Consider the following 23,050-nt stretch of genomic DNA (forward strand, 5'->3'; position numbering starts at 1 on the left):
AGCTTTGGCACGCCGCACACCGACCCCACGACCACAGGCCCTACGCACATCTTCAACCTGGGCCACGGCATCAGCCAGTTCACCCCGCCTGAGCATGTCACGGCGCTGGTCGAGGCGGTGCACAGCCATTCGCGGGCCCTGCGCCAAAAATGAGCAGGCCGCTTAGACCAGGGACGGCTCACCCTCAGGGGGGCTGACCGCAAGGCCGTGGCGATCAGGGCCCCGAAATGAACAGCACCACGCCTTGCACGCCCGTCTTCACGCCGGGCAATTCCACCTGCCAATCGTCCTCTTGCTTTTGTGCCGATCCGGTTTTGGAGATGCGGGCCACCAGGCGCACCTGTGCCAGCGATGACAACAAGGGTGGCGCACCCATGCCCATGCTGTCGCTCAAAGCAAAAGAAACTGGCCAGGATGTGGGCGTGCCGCGCCAGATGGCCACCGGACGGCGCGAACCTTCTTCGGCCAAGGCGTAAACGAACAAGGTCGCGCCTGCAGCGATGTGTTGTTGTAGCGCGGGCGAGACACGGACTTCGCCCTGAATGACCGGCCTGGCATCACCCGCCACAGTGGCCCCCGGCGCCTGAACACCCTCTGCACTCCCCTTGGCATCTTTGGGCAAGGTGAGCGCCAGGGCCTGCTGCAAGCCTTGCGCCGCCTCACTGTCGGCAGGCACCAACACCAAGGCACGCTGCCAAAACCCTTGCGCGTCCGCAAGCCGTTTTTCGGACAAGGCCGCGCTGCCCGCCAACACCAGGGCATTGAGGTGTTGCGGCTGCGTGCGCAACACGTCTTGAATCCACTGCCAAGGCTCTCCGGCGTAGACACCGCCTGCGGCCAAGGCTTTCATCTGGGCACGCTCGATCCACAAATCGGGCTCCGGCGACAAGGCCAACACACGCGCCAGGGCTTGCTCGGCCAAGCCGTGCGCGTTTTGGGCGGCGTGCAAACGCGCCAGAGTCAACCAAGCCTCGGCATCTTCGGGTCGGGCTTGCGTGGCTTGTTGCCAAACGCGGGTTTGCTCGGCCCATTGATCGGGCGTGTTGGCGCTGATTTGCACCCGTTGACTCAATGGCACGGGCCACCAGGTCTGCTGCGCGCCCAATTGCAGATAGCTCAAACCGCTGAGCGCCACGAGACCCAAGGCGATCCAAACCCAGCGCACAGGATCTGTCGCAGCCAGCGTGCCCGGCATGCGCGCGGCATCGGCCAGCACATGGCGCATCACTTCGTCGCGCGCAGCGGCATGCTGAGCCGCATTCAAACGGCCCTCGGCCCAGGCACTGTCCAGATCGGCCAGGTGCTGCTGATGGATGCGCCGAAGACTGGCGCTCTGGACATCTTTGCCGGAAGTCTCCTGGACACCGGCTGCGGTGTCCGTTTGCTTTTTCAGACCGCGCTGCAGGACCCAAGCGCCCAGCCCACCCAACAGCAGCAACACCCACAACAAACCCAGCCAGGGCGGCAACATCGACATCAGGACTCCAGCAATTGGCGAACGCGCTCGCGCTCGCTGTCGGTCAAGGGTGCCGGCCCGACGGGGTCGCGGCGCATCAAGCGCAGCGCCACAAGCAAAGCCAATAGCAACAGCACAAAGGGACCAAACCACAACAGCCAAGTCACGGGTTTGACCTCGGGCTTGTACAGCACAAAGTCGCCATAACGGGTGACCAAAAAGCTTCGGATGGCCTCGTCGCTTTGGCCTTGCTCAATCAGACTGCGCACTTCACGGCGCAGGTCCACCGCCAACTCGGCATTGGACGAGGCCAGCGACTCGTTTTGGCACACCAGACAGCGCAACTCGGCGGCGATGTGGTCCCAGCGCGCCTGGATTGGGGGCGACATGGGCGCATCGGTCTGCAACACCACGGGCACGGCGACACCGGGCAAAGCCGCCTGCCCGCTCGGCACGGCTGCGGCCCCACCTGCACAGCAGAGCCACAGGCTGCCCAACAAGCAATGCAGCATCCGACGCATCACCGCAAACTCCTCATCAGGGGCAGCAACTTGTGTTGCACCACGTCGGGCGTCAGGGCGCCTGCATGCTTGAAGCGGACCACACCCTCTCGGTCCACCAGATAAGTCTCGGGCAAGCCATACACGCCAAAATCCATACTCACCCGCCCATCCATGTCGAGCAGGTTCACAGCAAAAGCCTGACCGTGTTTTTGCAACCAGGCCTGGCTGCGGTCGGTGGCTTTTTGCACCGATGCTTGACTTTGAGGGTCTTGGCCTGACAACTCCGAAGCTTGCAACTCTTTGTAGTTGATGCCCAACATCTGCAGCCCAGGCTGGCGGGCCAAAGCCATCAACAAGGGGTGCTCTTCTTGACAACCTGCGCACCAAGTGGCCCACAGGTTGACCAAGGTCACTTGCCCCTGAAACTGGGCCGTGCTGAACACGCCTGGCCCGCCGACCACCGGCAGTTCGAAAGCGGGGGCAGGCCGCCCAATGAGCGGCGAGGGAATTTCTTGTGGGTTGCGCGTCAGGCCCACGGCCAAAAAGACCACCATGCCCAAAAACAGCACGAGAGGCGCATACACCCAGCGTGGCATGCGCGGGCTTGGCGCTTTGGGCCTGACCGGTGTGCTCATGAGGGGGCACCTGCCATCATTGGGGTTGGAACTTTGGGCACATGGGCTTGTCGGTAACGCCGATCCCAAGTCGCCAAAACACCCCCCAACACCATGAACACTGCACCCAACCAGATCCACGACACAAAAGGCTTGTGGTAAATCCTGAAGCTCCACTGCGGCGGCTCACCTGCCAAGGGTTCGCCCAAAGACACATAGCGGTCGCGCCACAGGTTGCGGTCAATCGCCGCCTCCGTCATGGGCATGGCGCTCGACACATAGCGGCGTTTTTCAGGGCTCAACGTGCCGACTTGCTGCTCTTGACCTGACGCTCCTTCGAAGAGCTTGAATTGGGCGCGCAAGGCCAGGTAGTTCGGCCCCAAATGGTTGTCCACACTGACCAGTTGGTAGCGCACACCCGCCACGGTGACCGCCTCACCCAGACCCAGGCGCACATCGCGCTCCACCTGAAATGATTTGACACCCGTGATGCCCAGCACCAACACGGCCACGCCCAAGTGCGCCACATGCATGCCCCACCAAGCCAAAGCCGGTGACCCAGGCAAGCGCAGGCGCTGCGCGATTTGCCAAAACCCCGACAGCGCGATCCAGCCGCCCAGCGTGCCGCCCATGACCGTGAGCCAACCACCCGCGTTGGTGGTGTTGACGCTGCCCTCCACCCCGGGTGCGCCGCCCCAAGTGGCCCAAGCACTGGCCAGCAAAAGCGCCATGGCCCCCGGCACCAGCAGCGCGCGCAGCGCCGCCCAACGCGCCACATGCCAAGGCACCACGGTCCCCGGCACCATGGCCAAAAGCAGCGGCACCATCAGGGGCACAAACACGCGGTCAAAATAGGGGGGGCCGACCGAGAGCTTGCCCAGGTTCAGCGCGTCGATGATGAGCGGGTACAAAGTGCCCAGCAACACCGCCGCCATGGCCACCACCAAGAGCACGCTGTTGAGCAGCAAGAAGGATTCACGCGAACCTGCCACCGGCTGCGAGGCATTGGCCCACTGTGGTGCGCGCCATGCAAACAAGGCCAGCGATACGCCCACCACCACGACCAAAAACAACAAGATGAAAACACCCCGACCCGGGTCGGTGGCGAAGGCGTGCACCGAGGTCAGCACACCTGAGCGCACCAGGAACGTCCCGAGCAAGCTGAGCGAAAACGCGCCAATGGCCAGCAGCACCGTCCAGGCTTTGAACTGCCCGCGCTTGTCGGTGACCATCAGCGAGTGAATGAGTGCCGTGGCCACCAGCCAGGGCATGAGCGAAGCGTTTTCCACAGGGTCCCAAAACCACCAACCGCCCCAGCCCAGCTCGTAGTACGCCCACCAGGAACCGAGTGCAATGCCCAGCGTCAGAAAGCCCCAGGCCGCCACCGTCCAAGGCCGCGCCCAACGCGCCCAAGCGGCGTCCAGCCGCCCCGACATCAGTGCCGCCATGGCAAAAGCAAAGGCCACCGACAAACCCACATAGCCCATGTACAGCATGGGCGGGTGAATGACCAAACCCGGGTCTTGCAGCAAAGGCGTCAAATCTCGCCCCTCAGCCGGGGCCGGGAACTGCCGCGCAAACGGGTTGGACAGCGTGAGGATGAAGACCAAAAAGCCCACCGACACCGCGCCCATCACGCCCAGCACCTGCGCCACCATCGCCTGCGGCAAGCGCTTGGAAAACAAAGCCACCGCCACCGACCACAGCGCCAGCATCAGCACCCACAGCAGCAGCGAGCCTTCGTGCCCCGCCCAAATGGCCGACAAACGGTAAGGTGTGGGCAGCAAGGTGTTGGAGTGGTGGGCCACGTATTTCACGCTGAAATCGTGCACATAAAACGCGTGCCACAAAGCCCCAAAGGCCAGCACGATCAGCACCAACTGGAAAACTGCCAATGGCCGGGCCAGCGCTTGCCAGCCCGATCGACGCGAGGACAAACTGCCCCACAGCGGCAGCACCGCCTGGGCCAAAGCCACCCAAGCCGCCATGATCAAGGCCAGGTGTCCTGCTTCAGGCCACATGCGATGGCTCCTGAAAAAATGCGCGTTTCATCGCATGACCGCCGCGCCCATGCGGGCCTTGGCCGCCTCGTCCAGCGCGTGCTGGGCTTCGGGTGGCATGTAGTTTTCGTCGTGCTTGGCCAGCACTTCACTGGCCACGAACAGACGGCCCGCGTCCAAGCGGCCTTGCGCCACCACGCCCTTGCCCTCTTTGAACAAATCGGGCAACAGGCCCACATAGCGCACCGGTACCTCGCGCTGCGTGTCGGTCACCACAAAGGCCACCGCCATGCCGTCGCGCTGGATGCTGCCCACCTTGACCAAGCCCCCGACCCTGAAATGGCCGTCCTTGGGTGCTTCGCCCGCTGCAACCTGCGTGGGCGTGAAAAAAAACACCAGGTTGCTCTGAAAAGCGTTGAGCACGAAATAGGCTGCGCCACACAAGAGCAACACACCCATCCCGATCCCGAGCATTCGCTTGTGGCGGCTTTTCATGTGACAGCTCCTGTCTGACCATCTTCGGCAGCGTCGGTGGCCTCGCACACCGCCTCCAGCGCCTGCTGTCGGCCCATGCGCGCGAGCCACACTTCCAACGCCAGAAGGGCTGCACTCCCGCCCAAGCTGCCCCACACATAGACGCCGTAGCCGCCCATGGCCCAAAATTCGTTCGCGCTCGACCAGATCATGCGGCACCTCTCAGAGTGCGGTGCGCCAGCACCTCAGGCAGTTGTTGAACCCAGACCGCATGGCTGTCGCGCTCCAAAATCAAGCTGCGCACACGCCACAAGGCGATGGCCATCGCGTACAACCAAACCGCCAGACTCATCAAGAGCATGCCGGTCAGCATGATGCTGGCCATGCGCGGCGACTGCGTGAGCGAAACCGAAGCCCCCTGGTGCAAGGTGTTCCACCACTTGACCGAAAAGTAAATGATGGGCACGTTGACGGCGCCCACCAGCGCCACCAAGGCGCCTGCCCGGTCGGAGCGGCGCGGGTCTTCGATGGCCGAGGTCAATGCGATGTAGCCCAAATACAAAAACAGCAAAATCAGCATCGAGGTCAGCCGCGCGTCCCACACCCAATAGGTTCCCCACATCGGCTTGCCCCACAAGGCTCCGGTCCACAGCGATAAAAACGCCAGCAAAGCACCGGTGGGCGCGAGCGCCCGCGTCATCAGGCCGGACAAACGCGTGTTGAACACCAGGCCCAACACACTCCAAAACGCCATGGCCAAGTAAATGACCATGGCCATCCAGGACACGGGCACGTGGATGTAAATGATGCGGTAGGCCTGGCCCTGCTGCGCATCGGGCGGTGCGAGCATGAAGCCCACCCACAAACCCGCGATTGCCAAGGCACTGGCCAAGAGCGCCAGCCAAGGCCACAAGCGACCGGCCAAGGGGTAAAAATGCTGCGGCGCGGCGTAGTGAAAGAGCTTCATGGATCGGTTCTCTTCATTCCAGCGCCAGACGCAAAGCGGCCGCACATGCCCAGGGACTGAAAGCGGCGCAGCCCAACAACAGCGCCAGCAAGACCGAGACATGGGCCTCTGCACCCAAGCCGCGCATCTGCGCATCGACCGCTCCCGTACCAAACACCAAGACTGGAACATACAAGGGCAGGAGCAACAGCGACTGCAGCACCCCGCCACCGCGCACGCCCAAAGTGAGGGCGGCACCGATTGCGCCCAGCAAAGACAGCACAGGCGTGCCAATCAACAGCGTCAGGGCCAGCATGGCCAAGGCTTCAGACCCCAAGCCAAACTGCACACCCAATAGGGGCGACAACAAGACCAAAGGCAGACCGGAAACCAACCAATGCGCCAACAACTTGGCCACCACCACCCATGACAACGGTGCGGCCGACAAAGCCAACTGCTCCAGGCTGCCGTCCTGGTGGTCGGCATCGAATAGGCGGCCCAAACTGAGCATGCTGGCCAGCAAGGCCGCAACCCACAGCACGCCGGGTCCAATCAAGTGCAGCGTGGCAGGCTCGGGGCCAATGGCCAGCGGAAACAAGGCGGCCACCACCACGAGAAAAAACACCGCCCCCAACCACTCCGATTTGCGCCGCAAAGCCAAGCGCAGATCGCGCCGAATCACCCCCTGAAGGGCGATCCAAGGGCTGGGCAGTACCGGCGGCAAGGCCGGGGAGAGGACAGCCTGGGCGTTCATGGCCGCTTCACCTCACGGCTCAACTGCAGCCGCGCGCCGGGGCCTTGCAGCTGCACATCGTGGTGGCTGGTCATGACCAGCGCGCCGCCTGCGTCCACATGAGACTGCAGCAAGGCGCGGGCCGTGGCCGTGGCTTGGGCGTCCAGGCCGACCAGCGGTTCGTCCAAGACCCACAGCCGCGCCGCGCTGGTGCGCAGGCGTGCCAGCGCGACGCCCTGGCGCTGGCCTTGCGACAACACGCGCACAGGCAAATGCGCACGGCTTTGCAGGCCCTGCGCGGCCAGCGACTGCATGGCTTGATCGCGGCTCAATGGCAAGCCACCCACTTGGGCGTCGAAGCAGAGGTTGTCACACGCACTCAGATCGGGCTTGAGGCCCAAGGCATGTCCGATGTAATGCAATACCGACCGATCAGGTCGCGGGTTGGACGATGCGGTGGGGCGCGTGGGGTCGGATGTGGGCCAGATCACCTGACCGCGTGCTGCCGGAGAAAGTCCGCACAGGATGCGCAACAGACTGGATTTACCGCAGCCATTACCGCCTTCGATGTGCAACCAGCTGCCTGCCGGAACGGAAAAGCTGACGCCCTCGAACAGTGTTCGGTGGGCCTTTTGGCAGGCCAGGTCCATCGCTGTGAGCACCCAAGAGGCCATGAAGGGCTTTCCGGTCGGTTGAAGACAAAGCAAAGTGTAATGTCAGATTGACACTTTGTGTAGCCAAAGACCGGACGAAGGCGGGGAAATCAGGGTAAACCTTAACTTCACAATACCCAAGGGCCGCAAAATAACCGCCCAAGGGCGGTTTTGCGGTTTGGGCAAGGCGTTGCTTGCCCAGAAAGAGCTGTAAAGATCAGCCTTTTTTGGCCCAAGCCGAGCACCAGGCTTTGGCAGACACTTGCTTGCCTGCAAACAGAGGGCAACCACCGGCTGCAGCACCCGCCTTGGCTTGGTACAAAGCACAATTGGCGCAGTTGTTGCCCGCGGCGTACTTGGGATTCTTGGCCTTGTCCACTTTGGTGGCATCGGCTTTGTAAGCCAAGCCCACAGCCTGAGGGTCTTTTTCATCCACCATGGCTTGGGCGGAAGCTTCGCTGACGGCCAAAACTGCGGTGGCGGCCGTTGCCACCTGCATCATGAATACGCGGCGGGTCGAAGTGGAATGGGCAAAACGTGGCATGGACAGCTCCAGAAAGAGATAGCCAGAAAATACTGGACAGTTCATTGTGCGCCACATCAGTCACCCTGTCACCCCAAACCCGATACCTGAGCAAATCACACAGGAAATCCCTGTGATTAAAATGTCAATCACGATGGACACAGCCGTGTCAGAATGCATTGCACTCTCGCTCTGTCTTGCAAAGGTATTGACATGTGGCAACTCATCATCGGTCTGGCCCTGTTTTTGGGCATCCACTCCCTGCAAAGCATCGCCCCCAACATGCGGCAAAGCGCCATCAAGCGCTGGGGCCCTTTGGGTTTCAAGGGCATCTACACCGCCATTTCTTTGTTGGGTCTGTATCTGCTGGTGCAAGGCTATGGCCAAGCGCGCCTAGACCCCTTGGTGCTGTGGACGCCGCCCCGCGGCATGCAGCACGCCACCTTGTTGCTGATGTGGGTGGCCATGGTGTTGCTGGCGGCCAGTTATGTGCCCGGCAACCAGATCAAGGCCAAACTGCGCCACCCCATGACCTTGTCCGTCAAAGTCTGGGCACTGGGGCATTTACTGGCGAATGGCAACCTGGCCGATGTGCTCTTGTTTGGTGCCTTCCTGGCCTGGTCGGTGCTGGTTTTTCGCGCAGCGCGCCAACGCGATCGCCTGAGTCTGCTCAGCGCACCTGAGGGCAAACCACTGGGCACGCTGTTGGCGGTGTTGGTGGGCACGGGCATTTGGGCCGCGTTCCTCATGGGCGGGTTGCACCTGTGGTTGGTGGGCGTCATGCCCTTCACACGCGCTGGCTGAGCATGGCGCGGCGCTGCCAGAAATGCCCAGCGGAGAAAGCCCTGGCAGCCCCGACAAACCGGACGCATTCGCAGCCCAAATCTGAGGTCATGTGTAAATTTAACTTGACACTTTGGCGTGTCTTTTGGATGATGGGCTGAGAACAGCTTTGCGGAACGCCCTTTATGGCATTGACCTTCCCTTTCGCGGCCATCGTTGGTCAAGATGAAATGACCCTCGCCATCCAGGTGGTGGCGGTCGACCCCTCCATTGGTGGGGTGTTGGTGCTGGGTGACCGGGGCACCGGCAAATCCACGGCCGTGCGCGCCTTGGCCGACTTGCTGCCGCCCCTCCATGTGGTCAAGGGCTGCCCCTACCGATGTGATCCTGCCAAACCTGCAGGTGCCTGCCCGGTGTGCCAAGCCCGGGACCCGAAAAGCAAAGTCGTGGCTGAGCGCCAACCGGTGGCCGTGGTCGACCTGCCTTTGGGCGCCACAGAAGACCGGGTGGTTGGCGCGCTTGACCTGGAAAAAGCCCTCTCACAAGGCGTCAAATCCTTCGCCCCCGGGTTGCTGGCCCAGGCGCACCGCGGATTTTTGTACATCGACGAGGTCAACCTGCTGGACGACCACCTGGTGGACCTCTTGATCGACGTGGCCGCCTCGGGCGAAAACCTGGTCGAACGCGAGGGCCTGAGCGTGCGCCACCCCGCCCGCTTTGTGCTGGTGGGCAGTGGCAACCCCGAAGAAGGCGAGTTGCGCCCCCAATTGCTGGACCGTTTTGGTCTCTCGGTCCAAGTGCGCACGCCGCAAGACCTGGCCCTGCGCGTGAGCATCATCAAACGCCGCGACGCCTTCGACAAAGACCCTGCCGCCTTCAAGGCGCTGTGGCACAAGGACAACCAAAAGCTGCAAAAGCGCATCCTCAAAGCGCGTGAGCTGCTCGACCAAGTGCAGGTGAGCGACGAGATGCTCATGCTGTGCGCACGCCTATGTCAACAGCTGGGCACCGACGGGCTGCGCGCTGAGCTCACCTTACTGCGCGCCACCCGCGCCTATGCCGCGCTGCAAGGCCACAGCGCCGTCAAGCCAGAGCACCTGCAAAGCATGGCCCCCTTGGCCTTGCGCCACCGCCTGCGCCGCAACCCGCTGGACGACACCGACTCGGGTGCTCGGGTGCAACGCAGCGTGCAAGAAGTGCTGGCCGCCTGACCGTGCTGCGCGCATGAACCGAGAAGTCGCACAAGCCGAACCCATGGAGCGCTGGAACGATGCGCTGACCGCCTTGCAGTTGTTGCAACTGGACCCCCACGGTTTTGGCGGCGTGCGTCTGAGCGCGCCACACGGCCCCGTGCGCGAGCGCTGGCTACATGCACTGGCCAGTCTGGGCCTCGCCCTGATCAAAGTCCCTGGCTCGGTCGACAGCGAGCGGCTGCTGGGCGGCATCGACCTGGCCCATACCTTGCAAACCGGCCAGCTGCAGATGCAAGCAGGCCTGCTGCAACAGGCCGACCAAGGCTTGGTGTGCCTGCCGATGGCCGAGCGCTTGTCGCCCGCGCTGCTGGCCCCTTTGGTGCAAGCCTTGGAACAAGGCCAGGTGCCGCCCACCCGGCACAGCACCGAGGCCACCACCACCCGATTTGGCGTGGTGGCTTTGGACGAATCTTTGCCCGATGAACCCGGTGTGGGCGTGGCCTTGGCCGAGCGCCTGGGCGTGTGGCTGGACCTGCATGAACTCTCGCCCACCGACATCCACGCGGACTGGGCCACCTGCAATGCAGCGCCCCTTGAGAGCGGCGGCGACCCGAACGTGCGCCTCAGCCCTGGCGCCTGGGCACGCGCCCGTGAACGCCTCCCGCAGGTGCAAGCGAGCGACGACCACATGCAAGCGCTGTGCGCGGCAGCGATGGGCCTGGGCATTGCTTCTCTGCGCGTACCCAGCTTGGCGCTGCGCGTGGCCTGCGGCCATGCGGCACTGAATGGACGCAGCACGCTGGACGCCGACGACCTGGGCTTTGCGGCCCGCTGCGTGCTGGCCCCGCGCGCCACACAATGGCCCTCTGAACCGTCTGCCGAACAGCCTCCCCCTGAGACCGCGCCACCCGAAAACACCACCCCGTCTGAGCCGCCCCAAGACCCCGGTAAAGCGCCCGACAACGACGCTGAATCCCAAACCGACGCCAACCAAGACCCCGGCCCACCGCCCGAGCCGAACGCCGAACCCAGCGCCGAAGACCTTCAAGAGATGATGGTCGCTGCTGCCCTGGCCTGCTTGCCGCCGCACATGCTCGACAAGCTGATGACAAGCCAGGGCGCGGCCAGCCACAACACCTCCGGGCGCAGCGGCCAGACCCGCTCAGGCTCACAACGGGGCCGCCCCCTGCCCCCTCGCCCCGGCCGCCCCGGCGGTCAAGCGCGCCTGCATGTGCTGGCCACCTTGCGTGCCGCCGCGCCCAAACAAGGGCTGCGACAAACGCACAGCACCGGCCGCGTGGCCATCCGCGCCGAAGACTTCCACATTCAGCGCTACCAACAGCGCGCCTCCAGCTGCCTGATCCTCGCGCTCGACGCTTCGGGCTCGGCTGCGTTGCAAAGATTGGCCGAAGCCAAAGGCGCCGTCGAGTTGCTGCTGCAGCAGTCTTATGCCCGGCGCGACAGTGTCTGCATCGTGGCGTTTCGGGGCGCTCAAGCCCAATTGCTGTTGCCCATGACCCGCTCGCTGGTTCGCGCCAAACGCGCCATGACCGGCCTGCCCGGTGGCGGCGGAACGCCCTTGGCCTTGGCCCTGAAAATGGCGCACGAACAAGCGGCCCAGTTGCAACGGCAAGGTGTGACACCCATTTTGGTGGTGCTCAGCGATGGCCGCGCCAACGTCACGCTGCAAGGCCTGGGTGGCCGCGCTCAGGCGCAAAGCGATGCGCAAAACTGGGGGCAGCTCTGGCGCCTCAGTGGCCACCGGGCACTTTGGATCGACACGTCCTTGCAGCCCGACGTGCAAGCGCAGCAACTGGCCACCACCATGGGTGCCAGCTACCTGCCCATGCCGCAGGTTCAGTCGCAGCGCATGGCACACGCCATCGAACGCGTACGCAGCCCCCAAGCCTAAAACGGCCATGTTTGAAAGCTTTTACCCCGGCATGGCCTGGGCCGATCACCAAGCCCAGCCCAGCATCTGGCCGCATGCGCAGCACAGCCGTTGGGTGCAAGCGGGGGGCATCCAGTGGCATGTGCAGCACATGGGCCAAGGCCCGTGCATGCTGCTGTTGCATGGCACAGGCTCGGGCAGTTTCAGCTGGCGCGGCCTGCTGCCCGAACTTGCCCCACATTTCACCGTGGTGGCACCCGACCTGCCCGGCCACGCCTTCACCAGCCGAGGGCCGCAGGGCGCACTGTCGCTGCCCGGCATGGCCGAAGGCCTGCGCGCGCTGATGTTGCAACTCAAGCTCACTCCCCAGGTGATCGTGGGCCACTCGGCAGGCGCCGCCATTGCGGCGCACATGGCGCTGCACTTTGACAGCGCTGCGCGCAGCACCTTGATCGGATTGAATCCGGCTTGGCTGCCGCTGCCCGGCGTGGCTTCATGGTTGTTCGGACCGGCGGCCAAACTGGTGGCACTCAACCCCCTGTCGGCCTGGGCCACCGCCAAACTGGCGGCCAAACCCGGGGCCGTGGCGGAGTGGCTTTTGCGCACCGGTTCGGTGCTCGATGCCCAAGGGGTCGATCTTTACACCCGTGTGCTCAGCAACTCGGGGCATGTGCACGGCGTGCTGTCGATGATGGCGGCTTGGCGGCTCAAGCCTCTGGCTGCGCGGTTGCACGAGATTCGGAACCCGGTGTTCATGCACATCGGCGCGCAAGACCTGACCGTTCCCCCGGCCTTGGCCGTCCAAGCCTGCCAGCGCCTGCCCCAAGCGCGGCAACAGTTGCAGCCCGGTCTTGGCCATTTGGCCCATGAACAAGACCCGATAGGCACAGCGCAACAAATTTTGAAATGGTGTACCCCCTGATGAAAGCAGGGGTCACGGATCGCCGTTCAGCCGCAATCAGCCGGCACGCACCAAACGCTGAACCGCACCAACGGCCTCGCGGGCATCCGTGAAAATGGCATCCGCCCCCAAGTTGTCGGGGCTGAAATCGTGGATCAAGAAGATCGGACCGCCCAAAACCACGCGGACTTTGGGGTTGCCCGAGTTGGCGCGCAGGTGGGCAATCAAGTCAGGCAGTTTTGGGAGTTGCGTCTCCAAGGCGACCGAGATGCCCACCACGTCAAACCATTCATTCGCCACGGCCCGCAGCAGTTCGGATTCGGAAGAGGAGATTTCGAGCACCACTTCGGAGCCCGCTTGGCGAAAGAAGTCGGCCACGATGGTCAAACCGAGGAAATGCTGCGAGCCCGGCGCACAGGCCAGCATGACCCGCTCGCTCGCGCCTACTGCATTTTGACCGGCAGGCGACTCGTAACCCAGCCTGTAAATCATCTGGTGCATCATCGCCAAGCCGCAGGTCACTTGGGTGAAATCGCACAGGTCTTGGTCCCACAAGGCCCCCAAATGGCGTGCGGCGGGGGTGATCAGTTCCAAAAAGATGCGGTCGTTCGCCAACCCGCGATCACTCAGCGCGTCCACGATCTGGTTCGCCTTCAAGGCATCGCCCTTCAGGCAGTGCTGCGTGAAAGCCTCGAATTCTGGTTGCTCTGAGTTCAAGATTTCATCGGTCACGGCGATGGTCTTGGCCGTGAAAAACTGCTGCACATTGAGCAGCCGCGGAATGATCTGCTCCTCGACCACGGCCAACAAGGAGTCTTTGCATTCATCCCGCAGGCTGGATGACCGCTGCAAACCATTGGATTTGTCAGGGAAACCACTGAACTCAGACATGAGCGTTCCTTGCAGCACGAGCGTGTCAACTTGGGTAAAGGTGAAAACCGGGGCGTCAATTCGCCAGCGAGATAGCTTGCCGGTCCGCTGCTGAAATGCGTTTATAAAATTTTTGACCTGGATCAACAAGCATGAGAAACCCTTGGTATGAATTCCTAAGAATTACATTTAAAGGGTCTCACCGTGTGATTTAAACGTATTTTTTGAAATTCGCAGTTCAGAAATCAGGCGGTACAACCGTACCAAAGGCCCCCAAAGTCAAGAAAGCAGCCCGAGAAATGGCACTTTGCACAGCCGCAAAGAGGGGTCAACGCAAAAAATCGACCACGGCCTGCAGCGAGACCTCTGCGGCTTCCTCGTGCGGCAAATGCCCTGCCCCCGGACTTAAAAACAGGCGGCTGCCCTCTATCGCCAGCAGGTAGTCGCGGGCGTTGCTCGATGGAATGATGGCATCGGCCTCCCCCCAAACCAGCAAAGTGGGGGCTTTGATTTGGCGCAACAGCGGCACGGGATCTTGCAAAACGGTTTGCTTCAAGCGCTCCAGCATGGCCCCACGCGCACCCGGCGCGAGCAAGAGTTCGTGGTAACGCGTGGTCAGCGCATCGCTCAAAAAGTCGGCTTGTGCGTAGGCGCTTTTCAGGTTCATGCGCAACACAAATTGGGGCAGCACATGGCGCATCCAACCCATGATCGCGGGCACTTGCGGTGGTTTGCCGTATTCAAAGCCTTCGCTGGCAAAGCCATCTGGCGCCACCAGCACCAGCCGTTCGGTGCGCTCAGGGTGTTGGGCTGCAAAGGTCCAGGCGATGCGTCCACCCATCGAATGGCCCACCAGCGTGGCGCGCGACAGGCCCAAGTCGTCCAACACATGGAGCAGCAGTTGCAGGCTGCGCGCATCGGTGTAGTCGTTGGCGGGATCGGGCGGGCTCAGGCCGCTGCCAGGCAAATCAAAGCGAATCACGCGGTGCGTTTTCATCAGGCCCGGTGACCAAGCATCCCAGGTTTGCAAGCTGGCGCCAAAGCCATGCAGAAAAACCACGGCCGGCGCCTGCCGCGGGCCGCTGTCACGCAGATGCAAATGCCATGGCCCCACTGTTCGCTCATCAGATCGGGCCTCAAGGTAGCGGGACTCCAATTCAGCGCGTGGCAAGTCAGGCGTCCACAAGCCCCAAGTCAGCAGTGCCAATACCGTCAACATCAGCATGAGTCCAAGCCTTTTCATGCGCTGCAGTCCACCTCCGTGGACCTTGCCACGGTCAAATGGCAAACATCAGCAACAACACCATTTGCAACCCGTAGACGATCATCAGACCCAGTTTGTAGGTGTCGCGCAAGGTGTCGGACAGCCGCAGCATTTTCCGATCCAGCCACCAACAGGCAGCCCCGCAAAGACCCGTCATGCACAAGAAAATCGTGGCCATCAAAGAAGACTGCATGTCCGCACTCCTGCTCAAACATCCGTTTTTGACAATCAGGTCCGCGCCAGCCCCAGCAGGTGCGCCATGTCCTTGAAGAAAATGCGCACATGAGCCATCGGGTCCTTGCGGGCCAGTTCCTTGTTCATGTAGGACTCAAAAGTCAGGCGCTGCACATCGCGGTCTTCGCAGATCTTGACGAATTTCTCGCGACGGCGGTCGTTCTGGTACCAGAAGTACTGCATCACACCCAGAATCCAAAACACGCGGCCGTGCTGCTTCATGAAGCTCTTGCGGCCTTGTTTCAGGCAAGCGCTGTTGCCGGTTTGGAGCGCCTGGTGCGCGGCTTGCGCCACACGCCGGGCGCAGTCCATGGCGTAGTAAATGCCTTCACCCGACGAGGGAGCCACCACGCCTGCGGCGTCACCGATCACCACCACGTCGCGGCCGTTGTCCCACTGGGGCAAGGGTTTGAGCGGAATGGGCGCACCCTCGCGGCGCAAAGTGGGCGCATCGGTCAGGCCTGCGATGGCGCGCAAACGTGCTGTGGCACTGCGCAATGAATAGCCCTTGTCGGCGCTGCCCATGCCCACGCTCATGGTTTTGCCGTGCGGAAAGACCCAACCGTAAAAGTCGGGCGAGACCTCGCCTTGGTAGTACACGTCACAGCGCGCCGCGTCGTAGCCGGGCTGACCCACGGGCGACTCGATGATCTCGTGGTAGGCAAAGACGTACTTGGTTTTGTGCGCATTGGGAATGGCCTGGCGCGCGACTTCAGAACGCGCACCATCGGCCCCCACCACCATGCGGGTAGAGACCTTGACCGGCTTGGCGTGCTCCAGCGCAGCGTGCTCTTTGGAGGTGACCGGGGTGAACTGCACCCACAACTGACCGCTGTCGTCATGCTCGAGCTTGTCAAAGATGGCCTGACGGCGCACGGCACCCGATTGGGCGGCGCGTTCGCGTAAAAATTCGTCAAACTCATCGCGGTCCACCATGCCCACAAAACCGTTGTCGATGGGAATGTCCACCTGGTTGTCGGCGGGCGAGATCATGCGGGCGCATCGCACCTTGGCCACCAGCAGGTGGTCGGGGATGTCGAAGTCCTTGATCAGGCGCGGCGGGATCGCGCCGCCGCAGGGTTTGGTGCGGCCTTGGCGGTCCAAGAGCAACACGCGCCAGCCTTGGCGCACCAAATCGTGGGCTGCGGTGGCCCCGGAAGGCCCGCCTCCCACCACCACAAAATCAAAATCGGTTTGGTTCATGAGCTTGACCCACCTTTCAGCATTACGGGACTGTCAAAACGCATCGGCGTGCGTGGCGCAGCTGGGCCTGGACGCAGGCGCAAAGCCACCACCGCCGACACCGCAAACATCAGCCCTTGCAAGGCAAACACGGCGGCATAGGCCGCGCGCTGTTCACCCAAGAGCGCATGGGCCAGGTCGCTGGCGGCCGTGCCGAGCAAACCGCCCAAGCCAAAGGCCGCCGCTTGCGCCGCGCCCCACAAACCCATGCGTGTGCCTTCGCGACCCGCGCCGCCCTCACCTGCCAAGCGCATCATGGTGGCGATCGCGGCGATCGAGAACGCGCCATTGGCCACCCCCAAAAACACCACATTGGCTTTGAGCGGCAAAACCTCAGGAGACACGGCCGACAGGGCAGAACTGACCAAGCCCAGGGTGGCCAGAGCAGAAAACAGACAACCGCCCACCATCCAAGCCTGCACCGAACCCAAGCGCCCGGCCATCCAACGCGACCCGGCCCCGGCGACGGCCAACATGCCGATCAAGACCCCCATGTGGTGCCAGCCCGAGAGCTGCGTGGTTTGCCCCGGCGTGAAGCCATGCACTGCGCCCGCAAAGGGCTCCAAAATCAAATCTTGTGCGTTGTAAGCCAGCATGGACATGAACACGAACACGGTGAATGTGCGTGCCGCCGGATCGGCCCACACTTCTTTGAAGGCTGCTTTGAAATCTTGCTTTTGCAACCGTTCGTTGCTTTCGTGGGTCGGCACTTCAACCGCCTGTGTCGAACCACTGCCCTTTTCAAGGCCCCACAAGCACACCGCCGTGATGATGGCGGTGACCACACTCAGTCCTGCCGAGACCTGCAACAACACCTGCGGGCTGTAAGGGTCGATCAGCTTGCCCACCACCCCCGCGGTGACGGCAAAGCCGACAATCATCATCAGCCACACCGCGGTGGCCGCGGGCGCACGGCGCTCGTCGGGCACGCGCTTGGCCATCAAGGCCAAGAGCGAGGTGCCACAAGCGCTCACGCCCAAACCAATCAGGCTGAAGGAGAACCAGGCCATCAATGCCCCGTAAAACGGCTCGGAGGCCATCCACACCGTGGCCCATGCGGCCATGAAGCCCCCTGCGCCCAGCACCAGCATTCCGCCCATCATCCAGGGCGTGCTTCGGCGGCCCTTGTCAGCACCAAAGCCCATGCGCGGGCGCACCATTTGAACCGCGTAATGCCAAGCCACCAAAAACCCCGGCAGCAAGGCCGGCAAGGCCAACTCCACCACCATGATGCGGTTGAGCGTGGAGGTGGTCACCACCACCACCGCGCCCAAACAGGCTTGAATCAGGCCCAAGCGGACGATCTGAAACCAGCCAAACATGGATGCGCTTGAGTTTGTGCTCATGAGACCCCCACGGTGTGTTGCAACAGCGCCATCTGGCGCAACCCCCAGGCACTGACCATCATGCCGCTGACAAACAGCGGCACGCCAAAGGCCGAGACATGCAGGGCACGTTCCACCGGTTGACGTAGAAATTGGGCCATCAATGGCCCTTGCAAAACGGCCAAGGCCAAAACAGCGCAGGCGTGCCATGGCAGTTGCCAATAGGCCAACAGCACAGCCACGACCGCTTGCGGCACCATCATGAACAGGCAGGCCATGCGCGCTGCGCCGTGGGCACCCAACTGCACCGGCAACGAGGCCACACCCATGCGGCGGTCGCCCTCCATGGCCTTGAAATCGTTCAGCGTCATGATGCCGTGGGCGCCCACGCTGTACAGCAAGGCCAGCGCCACCGAATGCGGACCGGGCCAAGCCCCACCGAGCATCACGGCTGTGCCTGTGAGCCAAGCCAAGCCCTCATAACTCAAAGCGCAGGCGGCGTTGCCCCACCAGCCATTGTTTTTCAGACGCACAGGGGGCGCGCTGTAGCCCCAGGACAGCGCAATGGCCAGTGCACAAGCCGCAAAACCCCATGGCCCCATGAGCGTTGCCCACAGCAATGACAAAAGCGTCCAAGCGACGGCAATGCCCAAACCCCAGCGCCCCGGCATGCGGCCTGAGGGGATGGGTCGATGGGGTTCGTTGATGGCGTCCACATGCCTGTCAAACCAATCGTTCACGGCTTGACTGCTTGCGCAGACCAAGGGACCTGTCAGCACCAAGCCCAACAGCAGCAAGCCCCAGTTCGCGGTGATTGACTGACCGGAAGCCACCGCGCCGCAGGCGAAAGCCCACATCGGGGGAAACCAGGTGATGGGCTTGAGAAGTTCGGCCACCGTGCGCAGTTCAGGCCGACGGCGTAAGGCCGCGTCCGCGTCAGCACGAGCTGCCTGGGGTGGGTTGGCCTGGGCCAGTGGCGAAGTGTCCATGCCCCCATTGTGGAGAGGCTTTTTTAAATGTCAACTAGGATTGACACTAATCGTCAACAATAATTGACAGTCTTCAGGAATTTTCTGCTTCCGCTTCAGCCACCATGCCAAAGCGACGCAATTTCACATAGAGGCTTTGGCGCGAAAGGCCCAGCATTTCCGCAGCCGAAGCGCGGTTGTTGTGTGTCAAATCCAGCGCCGCCTCGATGCACATGCGTTCGATGGTGTCCACAGTCTCGCCCACAATGTCCTTGATCGGGCGGCGGCCCACCAACTGCGACAAATCGGCAAAGGGGTTGGTCTGGCTTTGCGCCAAAGAAGCACCACCTTGCAGACGGCGGTCCATATCGCGCACAAAAAAGGCGTACATCGGCTCGGGCCGGGCCAGGTAGACGGCCGAAACTTCAACCGGCAAGGTCATCCCCGACAAAGTCCGCACCTCAGTGGCGAAGTTGCGCACGGGCAACTGCTGGCGCAAGCTGGTGTGGAGCACACCCCAGTCCACGGCACCGCGCAACAGCCAGCGCTCCAGGTTTTGGCCGACCACCTGAGACGAAGCCGTTAGCCCCAAAAGGGCCATACCCTCTTCGTTGACGCTTTTGATCGTGCCAGCGGTATCGGTGAGCAGCCACCCATCGGGAAAGCGCTCCATGGCTTCGCTCAAAACGGACGATGAGCCACCTTGTTGAACTGGCACACCCATGGTTTCGCGGGCCACCAGGCGCACCAAAAACTGTGCCCCACCCTCTTGGCGAAACACCGTGGCAGAAACCGTCCAGGCAGATGCCAAGCCCGCCACCCGCGCCGAGCACAGCTCGATGCGACCCGTGGCCAGCGCCATGCGCAGCAAAGACTGCACTTCTGCCTGACTCTCGCCTTCAAAACATTCACGCACATCGCGTCCGACCAACCTTTTGCCCGCATCCTTGAGCAGGGATTGCGCACCCACATTGGCCTCCAGCACGCGTTGGCTGGTGGCATCCACCATCAACACCGCCTCGGCCGAGGTGTCAAACAGCACGCGGTAGCGCGCCTCAATGTGGCGCAGACGCAAGTAGTCCCGCTCCATCGACTGCTGGGTTTCCACCAGTCGGCGCTGCAACTCGGCCAAGCTTTCCAAGTCGCGGCCCAAGGCGAGTAATTTGTGATGACCCAGCGGCAAGACCACATATTGCAGCGCCACTTCGTTGCCCAAGGGGCCAATGTGATTCACATGCCGCCAGCGCAAGGATTCTGCAGCGCCCTTGGACTGGAGTATGTCTTGAATTTTGGCGCGACTTTCGGTGGTGACCGTGTCAACCCACAGACGCCCGACCCAAGCCTGGCAACCCAAAGCAGCCAGGGTGTCGCGCCCAGTGGAGACGTCCTCGATCACGCCTTGCTGGTCCATCACCAAGGTGACGTCCGAGACCACACCCAGCAACAGGGATAAAATGGACGGGTCCATTGAGGGAAGCTTCATGCTGTAAACCAACTGCGTTTGAGTATCAGGAAGTTGACACTTGAATTTGTCAGACGAGTATAGGCTGATAAAAGCTCTAAAATAGTTCGGCCTTTTGATTTCAATGTTTTAATTTCCAGAAACCGCGCCATGTCAGCTCGCCTTCACAGCCGCATCCAGCATGGCTTGCGTGATGCGTGCCACCGTGGTGAGCGCGTCTTCGGCCAGCACCTCGGCGCCCAGCCCCTGCAGACGCTCAGGCGCAACATGGGCCATGGGTCCCCCCACAAACAAGCGCATCGCCAGGTTGTCTGAACCCTTGCGCAGCGCGGGCAGCGTGTCGGCAAGGGTATCCAGGTGGCGGTCGGTGCTGACCGAAATGCTCACTGCGTCAAACCATTCGGAATGGAACAAGCGCTTGAAATCGGCCATGTCCTGGGGCACCGCCATGACCACAGACCAACCGGCCCGCTTGAAAAATTCACTGAGCATAAACAAGCCCAGACTGTGCTGAGCGCCGGGCTCGGTCAGCAAGAGCAGGCTCCAACCATTTCCGGGCTGGGGCGCTTCTTGCAAAAATTCGGTGCTGAAGTCGTGCAAAAGTTGTTGCAAATGCACACAAACCAGGGTGCACCGGGCGAAATCGACTTGATCACCCACCCACCAGTCACCCGTCAATCGGGCACAAGGCGCAATGCCACGGGTGTAGATGTCGGTCAAGGACTGCCCCTGCCTTTGCCAGCCAAAGACGACCTGCCGGGCCGCATCCAATCCTTGCAGGCAGGCTTGCGCCAGAATCTGGACCTGCACCGCATCCAAGGCCATGTGGCCAGCGAAGGAGGTCCCCCCCACCAACCTCGGCCCCACGGGCGAGACGCGTTTTAAAGCTTCAGGCAACGGCAAGGTCAGCTCACGCACCTGAGGCAGGGACAAGACATTGTCGAGATTGAAGTGAGCCATAACAAACACCGATCATCAGAAAAATTCACCAGCGGCAGGCCCCAGCAGATCGGTGTGGTCGTCGCAAGAATGGCATCGAATCAGGGCACACCCGTGCCACCGCCCGACGTTGGCTTGAGTGTGGATGAATTCTGTCAACACCCATTCAGTGTAAACCCTAGTTTATAAAAATATTGTCAATTTATGTTGACACCTTGTATGAGCAGCCTTACATTCATTCCAAGTTACCCGCTCCGAGAAGGTCCTTCATGCCCACTTCTGCCCCCCAGGTTTTGTACACGCCAGCGCAACGCGCCCGGCGTGACGCGACCGCTTGGACGTTGGTGCAAGGCATTTTGGCGCCGGTGCAGTTCCTGATTTTTGGCATCAGCCTGTATCTGGTGCTGCGCAGTCTGCAGACCGGCGAGCACACCGACTGGGCCCTGGGATCGGTGGTGCTCAAAACCGTGGTGCTCTACGCCATCATGGTCACCGGCGCCATTTGGGAAAAAGTGGTGTTCGGCCAGTACCTCTTTGCCCCTGCCTTTTACTGGGAAGATGTGGTCAGCATGGGTGTGCTGGCCCTGCACACCGCCTACCTGTGGGTTTGGTGGCAAGGCCTTTGGAGTGCGACCGACCAGTTGCTGCTGGCTCTGGCCGCTTATGGCAGCTACGCCATCAACGCCGCGCAATACATCCGCAAGCTGCGCATGGCGCGGATGCAAAAACAACCCTCATCCACCTCTTTGCCCAACACGGGTGCACAGGCCAGCACATGAGCACCGTCATCCCCATCCGCGCAGAAACTTCCGCTCAAACCGCCGGCTGTACCGACGTCGTTCCTTTGGTCGAACGCGGCCAGCGCGAGGTGTTTTGCGGCCTCACCGGCATCATTTGGATGCACCGCAAGATTCAAGACGCCTTCTTTCTGGTGGTGGGCTCACGCACCTGTGCCCACCTGATCCAGTCGGCGGCCGGCGTGATGATCTTTGCCGAGCCCCGCTTTGGCACCGCCATCATCGATGAGCGCGACCTGGCCGGTTTGGCCGATGTGCACGAAGAACTCGACCGCGTGGTCGGACAGCTGCTGGCGCGCCGCCCCGATATCCGTTTGTTGTTTTTGGTCGGCTCATGCCCCTCCGAGGTCATCAAGCTTGACCTGTCACGCGCAGCGGAACGCCAAAACCAAATTCACCACCCCAAGGTGCGCGTGCTGAACTACTCGGGCAGCGGCATCGAAACCACCTTCACCCAAGGCGAAGACGCTTGCCTGGCGGCCATGGTCCCCGGCCTGCCCGCCAGCGCCGACACCACGCCTGCCTTGATGGTGGTGGGCACCCTGGCCGATGTGGTTGAAGACCAGATGCGCAGCCTGTTGGAGCGCATGGGCTTGGCCGTCAGCTTCTTTCCACCGCGCAACAGCCAAGCCATGCCGGTGGTCGGCCCGAACACCCGCTTCTTGTTGGCCCAACCCTTTTTGGCAGACACCGCCCGCGCCCTGCAGTCGCGTGGCGCGCAGCATTTGCCAGCACCCTTTCCACTCGGTGTGGAAGGCACGACCACTTGGCTGCAAGCGGCTGCCACCGAGTTTGGCGTGGCCCCTGAGGTGTTTGAACAAGCCACGGCTGCACCCCGCCTGCGCGCTGAAAAAGCCCTGGCTGTGCAGCGCCAAATGATGCAAGGCCAGCGCATCTTTTTCTTCCCCGACTCGCAGCTTGAAATCCCACTGGCACGCTTTGTCCACCGCGAACTCGGCATGGAATTGGTGGAAGTGGGCACACCCTATTTGCACCGCCAGCACATGGCCGAAGAACTCGCGCTCATTCCAGCAGGCACCCGCATCAGCGAAGGCCAAGACGTGGACTTGCAACTGGACCGCTGCATCGCCGACGCCCCCGATTTGGTGGTGTGTGGCCTGGGCTTGGCCAATCCGCTGGAAGCCCAAGGCATCACCACCAAGTGGGCCATTGAGTTGGTCTTCACCCCCATTCAGGGCTACGAACAAGCGGCCGATCTGGCCGGTTTGTTCAGCCGCCCCCTTAAGCGCCGCATGAAGCTGGCCGCTTAAAGCTCAGG

At 62.1% G+C, this 23,050-nt stretch carries 25 protein-coding genes; 7 read left to right on the top strand and 18 right to left on the bottom strand.

Annotated features, from left to right (window positions below; genetic code table 11):
- On the top strand, positions 1-153 hold a 153-nt coding region (locus tag Q0O19_RS01060; RefSeq protein ID WP_295519325.1), incomplete at its 5' end, for a uroporphyrinogen decarboxylase family protein.
- A 61-nt stretch (positions 154-214) separates the two neighbouring features.
- On the opposite strand, the gene ccmI is transcribed toward Q0O19_RS01060, so the two are convergent.
- The 10 genes from ccmI to Q0O19_RS01110 form a co-directional block, all read right to left on the bottom strand.
- Positions 215-1,477: a c-type cytochrome biogenesis protein CcmI gene (ccmI, locus tag Q0O19_RS01065; RefSeq protein WP_295519168.1), complete on the bottom strand. Its 1,263-nt coding sequence runs from the start codon at positions 1,475-1,477 to the stop codon at positions 215-217.
- On the bottom strand, positions 1,477-1,977 hold the full coding sequence (locus Q0O19_RS01070; RefSeq protein ID WP_295519328.1) for a cytochrome c-type biogenesis protein: 501 nt from the start codon (positions 1,975-1,977) through the stop codon (positions 1,477-1,479). The genes ccmI and Q0O19_RS01070 overlap by 1 nt, the downstream gene beginning before the upstream one ends.
- Positions 1,977-2,594 (bottom strand): DsbE family thiol:disulfide interchange protein, encoded by a 618-nt coding sequence (locus Q0O19_RS01075; protein ID WP_295519169.1) that lies wholly within the window; start codon positions 2,592-2,594, stop codon positions 1,977-1,979. Before Q0O19_RS01075 ends, Q0O19_RS01070 begins: the two co-directional genes overlap by 1 nt.
- The gene (locus tag Q0O19_RS01080) at positions 2,591-4,594 is read right to left on the bottom strand and encodes a heme lyase CcmF/NrfE family subunit (RefSeq protein WP_295519171.1); all 2,004 of its coding nucleotides are present in this window, start codon (positions 4,592-4,594) and stop codon (positions 2,591-2,593) included. The genes Q0O19_RS01075 and Q0O19_RS01080 overlap by 4 nt, the downstream gene beginning before the upstream one ends.
- A gap of 27 nt (positions 4,595-4,621) precedes the next feature.
- Positions 4,622-5,068 carry a cytochrome c maturation protein CcmE gene (gene ccmE, locus Q0O19_RS01085; RefSeq protein WP_295519174.1) on the bottom strand — a complete coding sequence of 149 codons (447 nt, stop codon included), beginning with the start codon at positions 5,066-5,068 and terminating at the stop codon, positions 4,622-4,624.
- The gene (ccmD, locus tag Q0O19_RS01090) at positions 5,065-5,259 is read right to left on the bottom strand and encodes a heme exporter protein CcmD (protein WP_295519176.1); all 195 of its coding nucleotides are present in this window, start codon (positions 5,257-5,259) and stop codon (positions 5,065-5,067) included. The genes ccmE and ccmD overlap by 4 nt, the downstream gene beginning before the upstream one ends.
- Positions 5,256-6,014, bottom strand: a complete 759-nt coding sequence (gene ccmC, locus Q0O19_RS01095) for a heme ABC transporter permease CcmC (protein ID WP_295519179.1) — start codon at positions 6,012-6,014, stop codon at positions 5,256-5,258. Before ccmC ends, ccmD begins: the two co-directional genes overlap by 4 nt.
- A 13-nt stretch (positions 6,015-6,027) precedes the next feature.
- Complete coding sequence (gene ccmB, locus Q0O19_RS01100) at positions 6,028-6,747, bottom strand: heme exporter protein CcmB (RefSeq protein WP_295519181.1); 720 nt, start codon at positions 6,745-6,747, stop codon at positions 6,028-6,030.
- The gene (ccmA, locus tag Q0O19_RS01105) at positions 6,744-7,400 is read right to left on the bottom strand and encodes a cytochrome c biogenesis heme-transporting ATPase CcmA (protein ID WP_295519183.1); all 657 of its coding nucleotides are present in this window, start codon (positions 7,398-7,400) and stop codon (positions 6,744-6,746) included. The genes ccmB and ccmA overlap by 4 nt, the downstream gene beginning before the upstream one ends.
- A 196-nt stretch (positions 7,401-7,596) precedes the next feature.
- Entirely contained in the window at positions 7,597-7,881 is a 285-nt protein-coding gene (locus Q0O19_RS01110; protein ID WP_295519331.1) for a high-potential iron-sulfur protein, read from the bottom strand.
- A gap of 234 nt (positions 7,882-8,115) precedes the next feature.
- Between Q0O19_RS01110 and Q0O19_RS01115 the strand changes: the two genes are divergently transcribed.
- The 4 genes from Q0O19_RS01115 to bchO all read left to right on the top strand — a co-directional run bounded on the left by Q0O19_RS01115 (position 8,116) and on the right by bchO (position 12,691).
- Positions 8,116-8,706: an NnrU family protein gene (locus Q0O19_RS01115; RefSeq protein ID WP_295519186.1), complete on the top strand. Its 591-nt coding sequence runs from the start codon at positions 8,116-8,118 to the stop codon at positions 8,704-8,706.
- A gap of 164 nt (positions 8,707-8,870) precedes the next feature.
- Positions 8,871-9,896 (top strand): magnesium chelatase ATPase subunit I, encoded by a 1,026-nt coding sequence (gene bchI / locus Q0O19_RS01120; protein WP_295519189.1) that lies wholly within the window; start codon positions 8,871-8,873, stop codon positions 9,894-9,896.
- Positions 9,897-9,909: 13 nt separating this feature from the next.
- Complete coding sequence (locus tag Q0O19_RS01125; RefSeq protein ID WP_295519192.1) at positions 9,910-11,790, top strand: magnesium chelatase subunit D; 1,881 nt, start codon at positions 9,910-9,912, stop codon at positions 11,788-11,790.
- 7 nt (positions 11,791-11,797) lie between these two features.
- Complete coding sequence (gene bchO / locus Q0O19_RS01130) at positions 11,798-12,691, top strand: alpha/beta fold hydrolase BchO (protein ID WP_295519194.1); 894 nt, start codon at positions 11,798-11,800, stop codon at positions 12,689-12,691.
- 36 nt (positions 12,692-12,727) lie between these two features.
- Here bchO and Q0O19_RS01135 read toward each other — a convergent pair whose 3' ends face one another.
- The 8 genes from Q0O19_RS01135 to Q0O19_RS01170 form a co-directional block, all read right to left on the bottom strand.
- On the bottom strand, positions 12,728-13,561 hold the full coding sequence (locus Q0O19_RS01135) for a B12-binding domain-containing protein (RefSeq protein WP_295519196.1): 834 nt from the start codon (positions 13,559-13,561) through the stop codon (positions 12,728-12,730).
- Positions 13,562-13,868: 307 nt separating this feature from the next.
- Complete coding sequence (locus Q0O19_RS01140; protein WP_295519199.1) at positions 13,869-14,783, bottom strand: alpha/beta fold hydrolase; 915 nt, start codon at positions 14,781-14,783, stop codon at positions 13,869-13,871.
- Positions 14,784-14,817: 34 nt separating this feature from the next.
- On the bottom strand, positions 14,818-14,997 hold the full coding sequence (locus Q0O19_RS01145; RefSeq protein WP_295519202.1) for a hypothetical protein: 180 nt from the start codon (positions 14,995-14,997) through the stop codon (positions 14,818-14,820).
- Positions 14,998-15,032: 35 nt separating this feature from the next.
- Positions 15,033-16,241, bottom strand: coding sequence for a geranylgeranyl diphosphate reductase (locus tag Q0O19_RS01150; RefSeq protein WP_295519205.1), 1,209 nt, complete (start codon positions 16,239-16,241; stop codon positions 15,033-15,035).
- The gene (locus tag Q0O19_RS01155) at positions 16,238-17,626 is read right to left on the bottom strand and encodes a BCD family MFS transporter (RefSeq protein ID WP_295519208.1); all 1,389 of its coding nucleotides are present in this window, start codon (positions 17,624-17,626) and stop codon (positions 16,238-16,240) included. Before Q0O19_RS01155 ends, Q0O19_RS01150 begins: the two co-directional genes overlap by 4 nt.
- Complete coding sequence (chlG, locus tag Q0O19_RS01160) at positions 17,623-18,594, bottom strand: chlorophyll synthase ChlG (protein ID WP_295519210.1); 972 nt, start codon at positions 18,592-18,594, stop codon at positions 17,623-17,625. The genes Q0O19_RS01155 and chlG overlap by 4 nt, the downstream gene beginning before the upstream one ends.
- Positions 18,595-18,667: 73 nt before the next feature.
- On the bottom strand, positions 18,668-20,056 hold the full coding sequence (ppsR, locus tag Q0O19_RS01165; protein WP_295519212.1) for a transcriptional regulator PpsR: 1,389 nt from the start codon (positions 20,054-20,056) through the stop codon (positions 18,668-18,670).
- Positions 20,057-20,188: 132 nt separating this feature from the next.
- A complete protein-coding gene (locus Q0O19_RS01170) occupies positions 20,189-20,995 on the bottom strand; it encodes a B12-binding domain-containing protein (protein WP_295519215.1) in 807 nt (268 codons plus the stop codon).
- 248 nt (positions 20,996-21,243) lie between these two features.
- Here Q0O19_RS01170 and bchF point away from each other — a divergent pair, with 248 nt between their 5' ends.
- Positions 21,244-21,753, top strand: coding sequence for a 2-vinyl bacteriochlorophyllide hydratase (bchF, locus tag Q0O19_RS01175; RefSeq protein ID WP_295519218.1), 510 nt, complete (start codon positions 21,244-21,246; stop codon positions 21,751-21,753).
- Complete coding sequence (locus tag Q0O19_RS01180) at positions 21,750-23,042, top strand: ferredoxin:protochlorophyllide reductase (ATP-dependent) subunit N (protein WP_295519221.1); 1,293 nt, start codon at positions 21,750-21,752, stop codon at positions 23,040-23,042. The genes bchF and Q0O19_RS01180 overlap by 4 nt, the downstream gene beginning before the upstream one ends.
- Positions 23,043-23,050 lie beyond the last annotated feature (8 nt).

Source organism: Limnohabitans sp. Rim8 (assembly GCF_945869175.1).
Taxonomy (GTDB): domain Bacteria; phylum Pseudomonadota; class Gammaproteobacteria; order Burkholderiales; family Burkholderiaceae_C; genus Limnohabitans_A.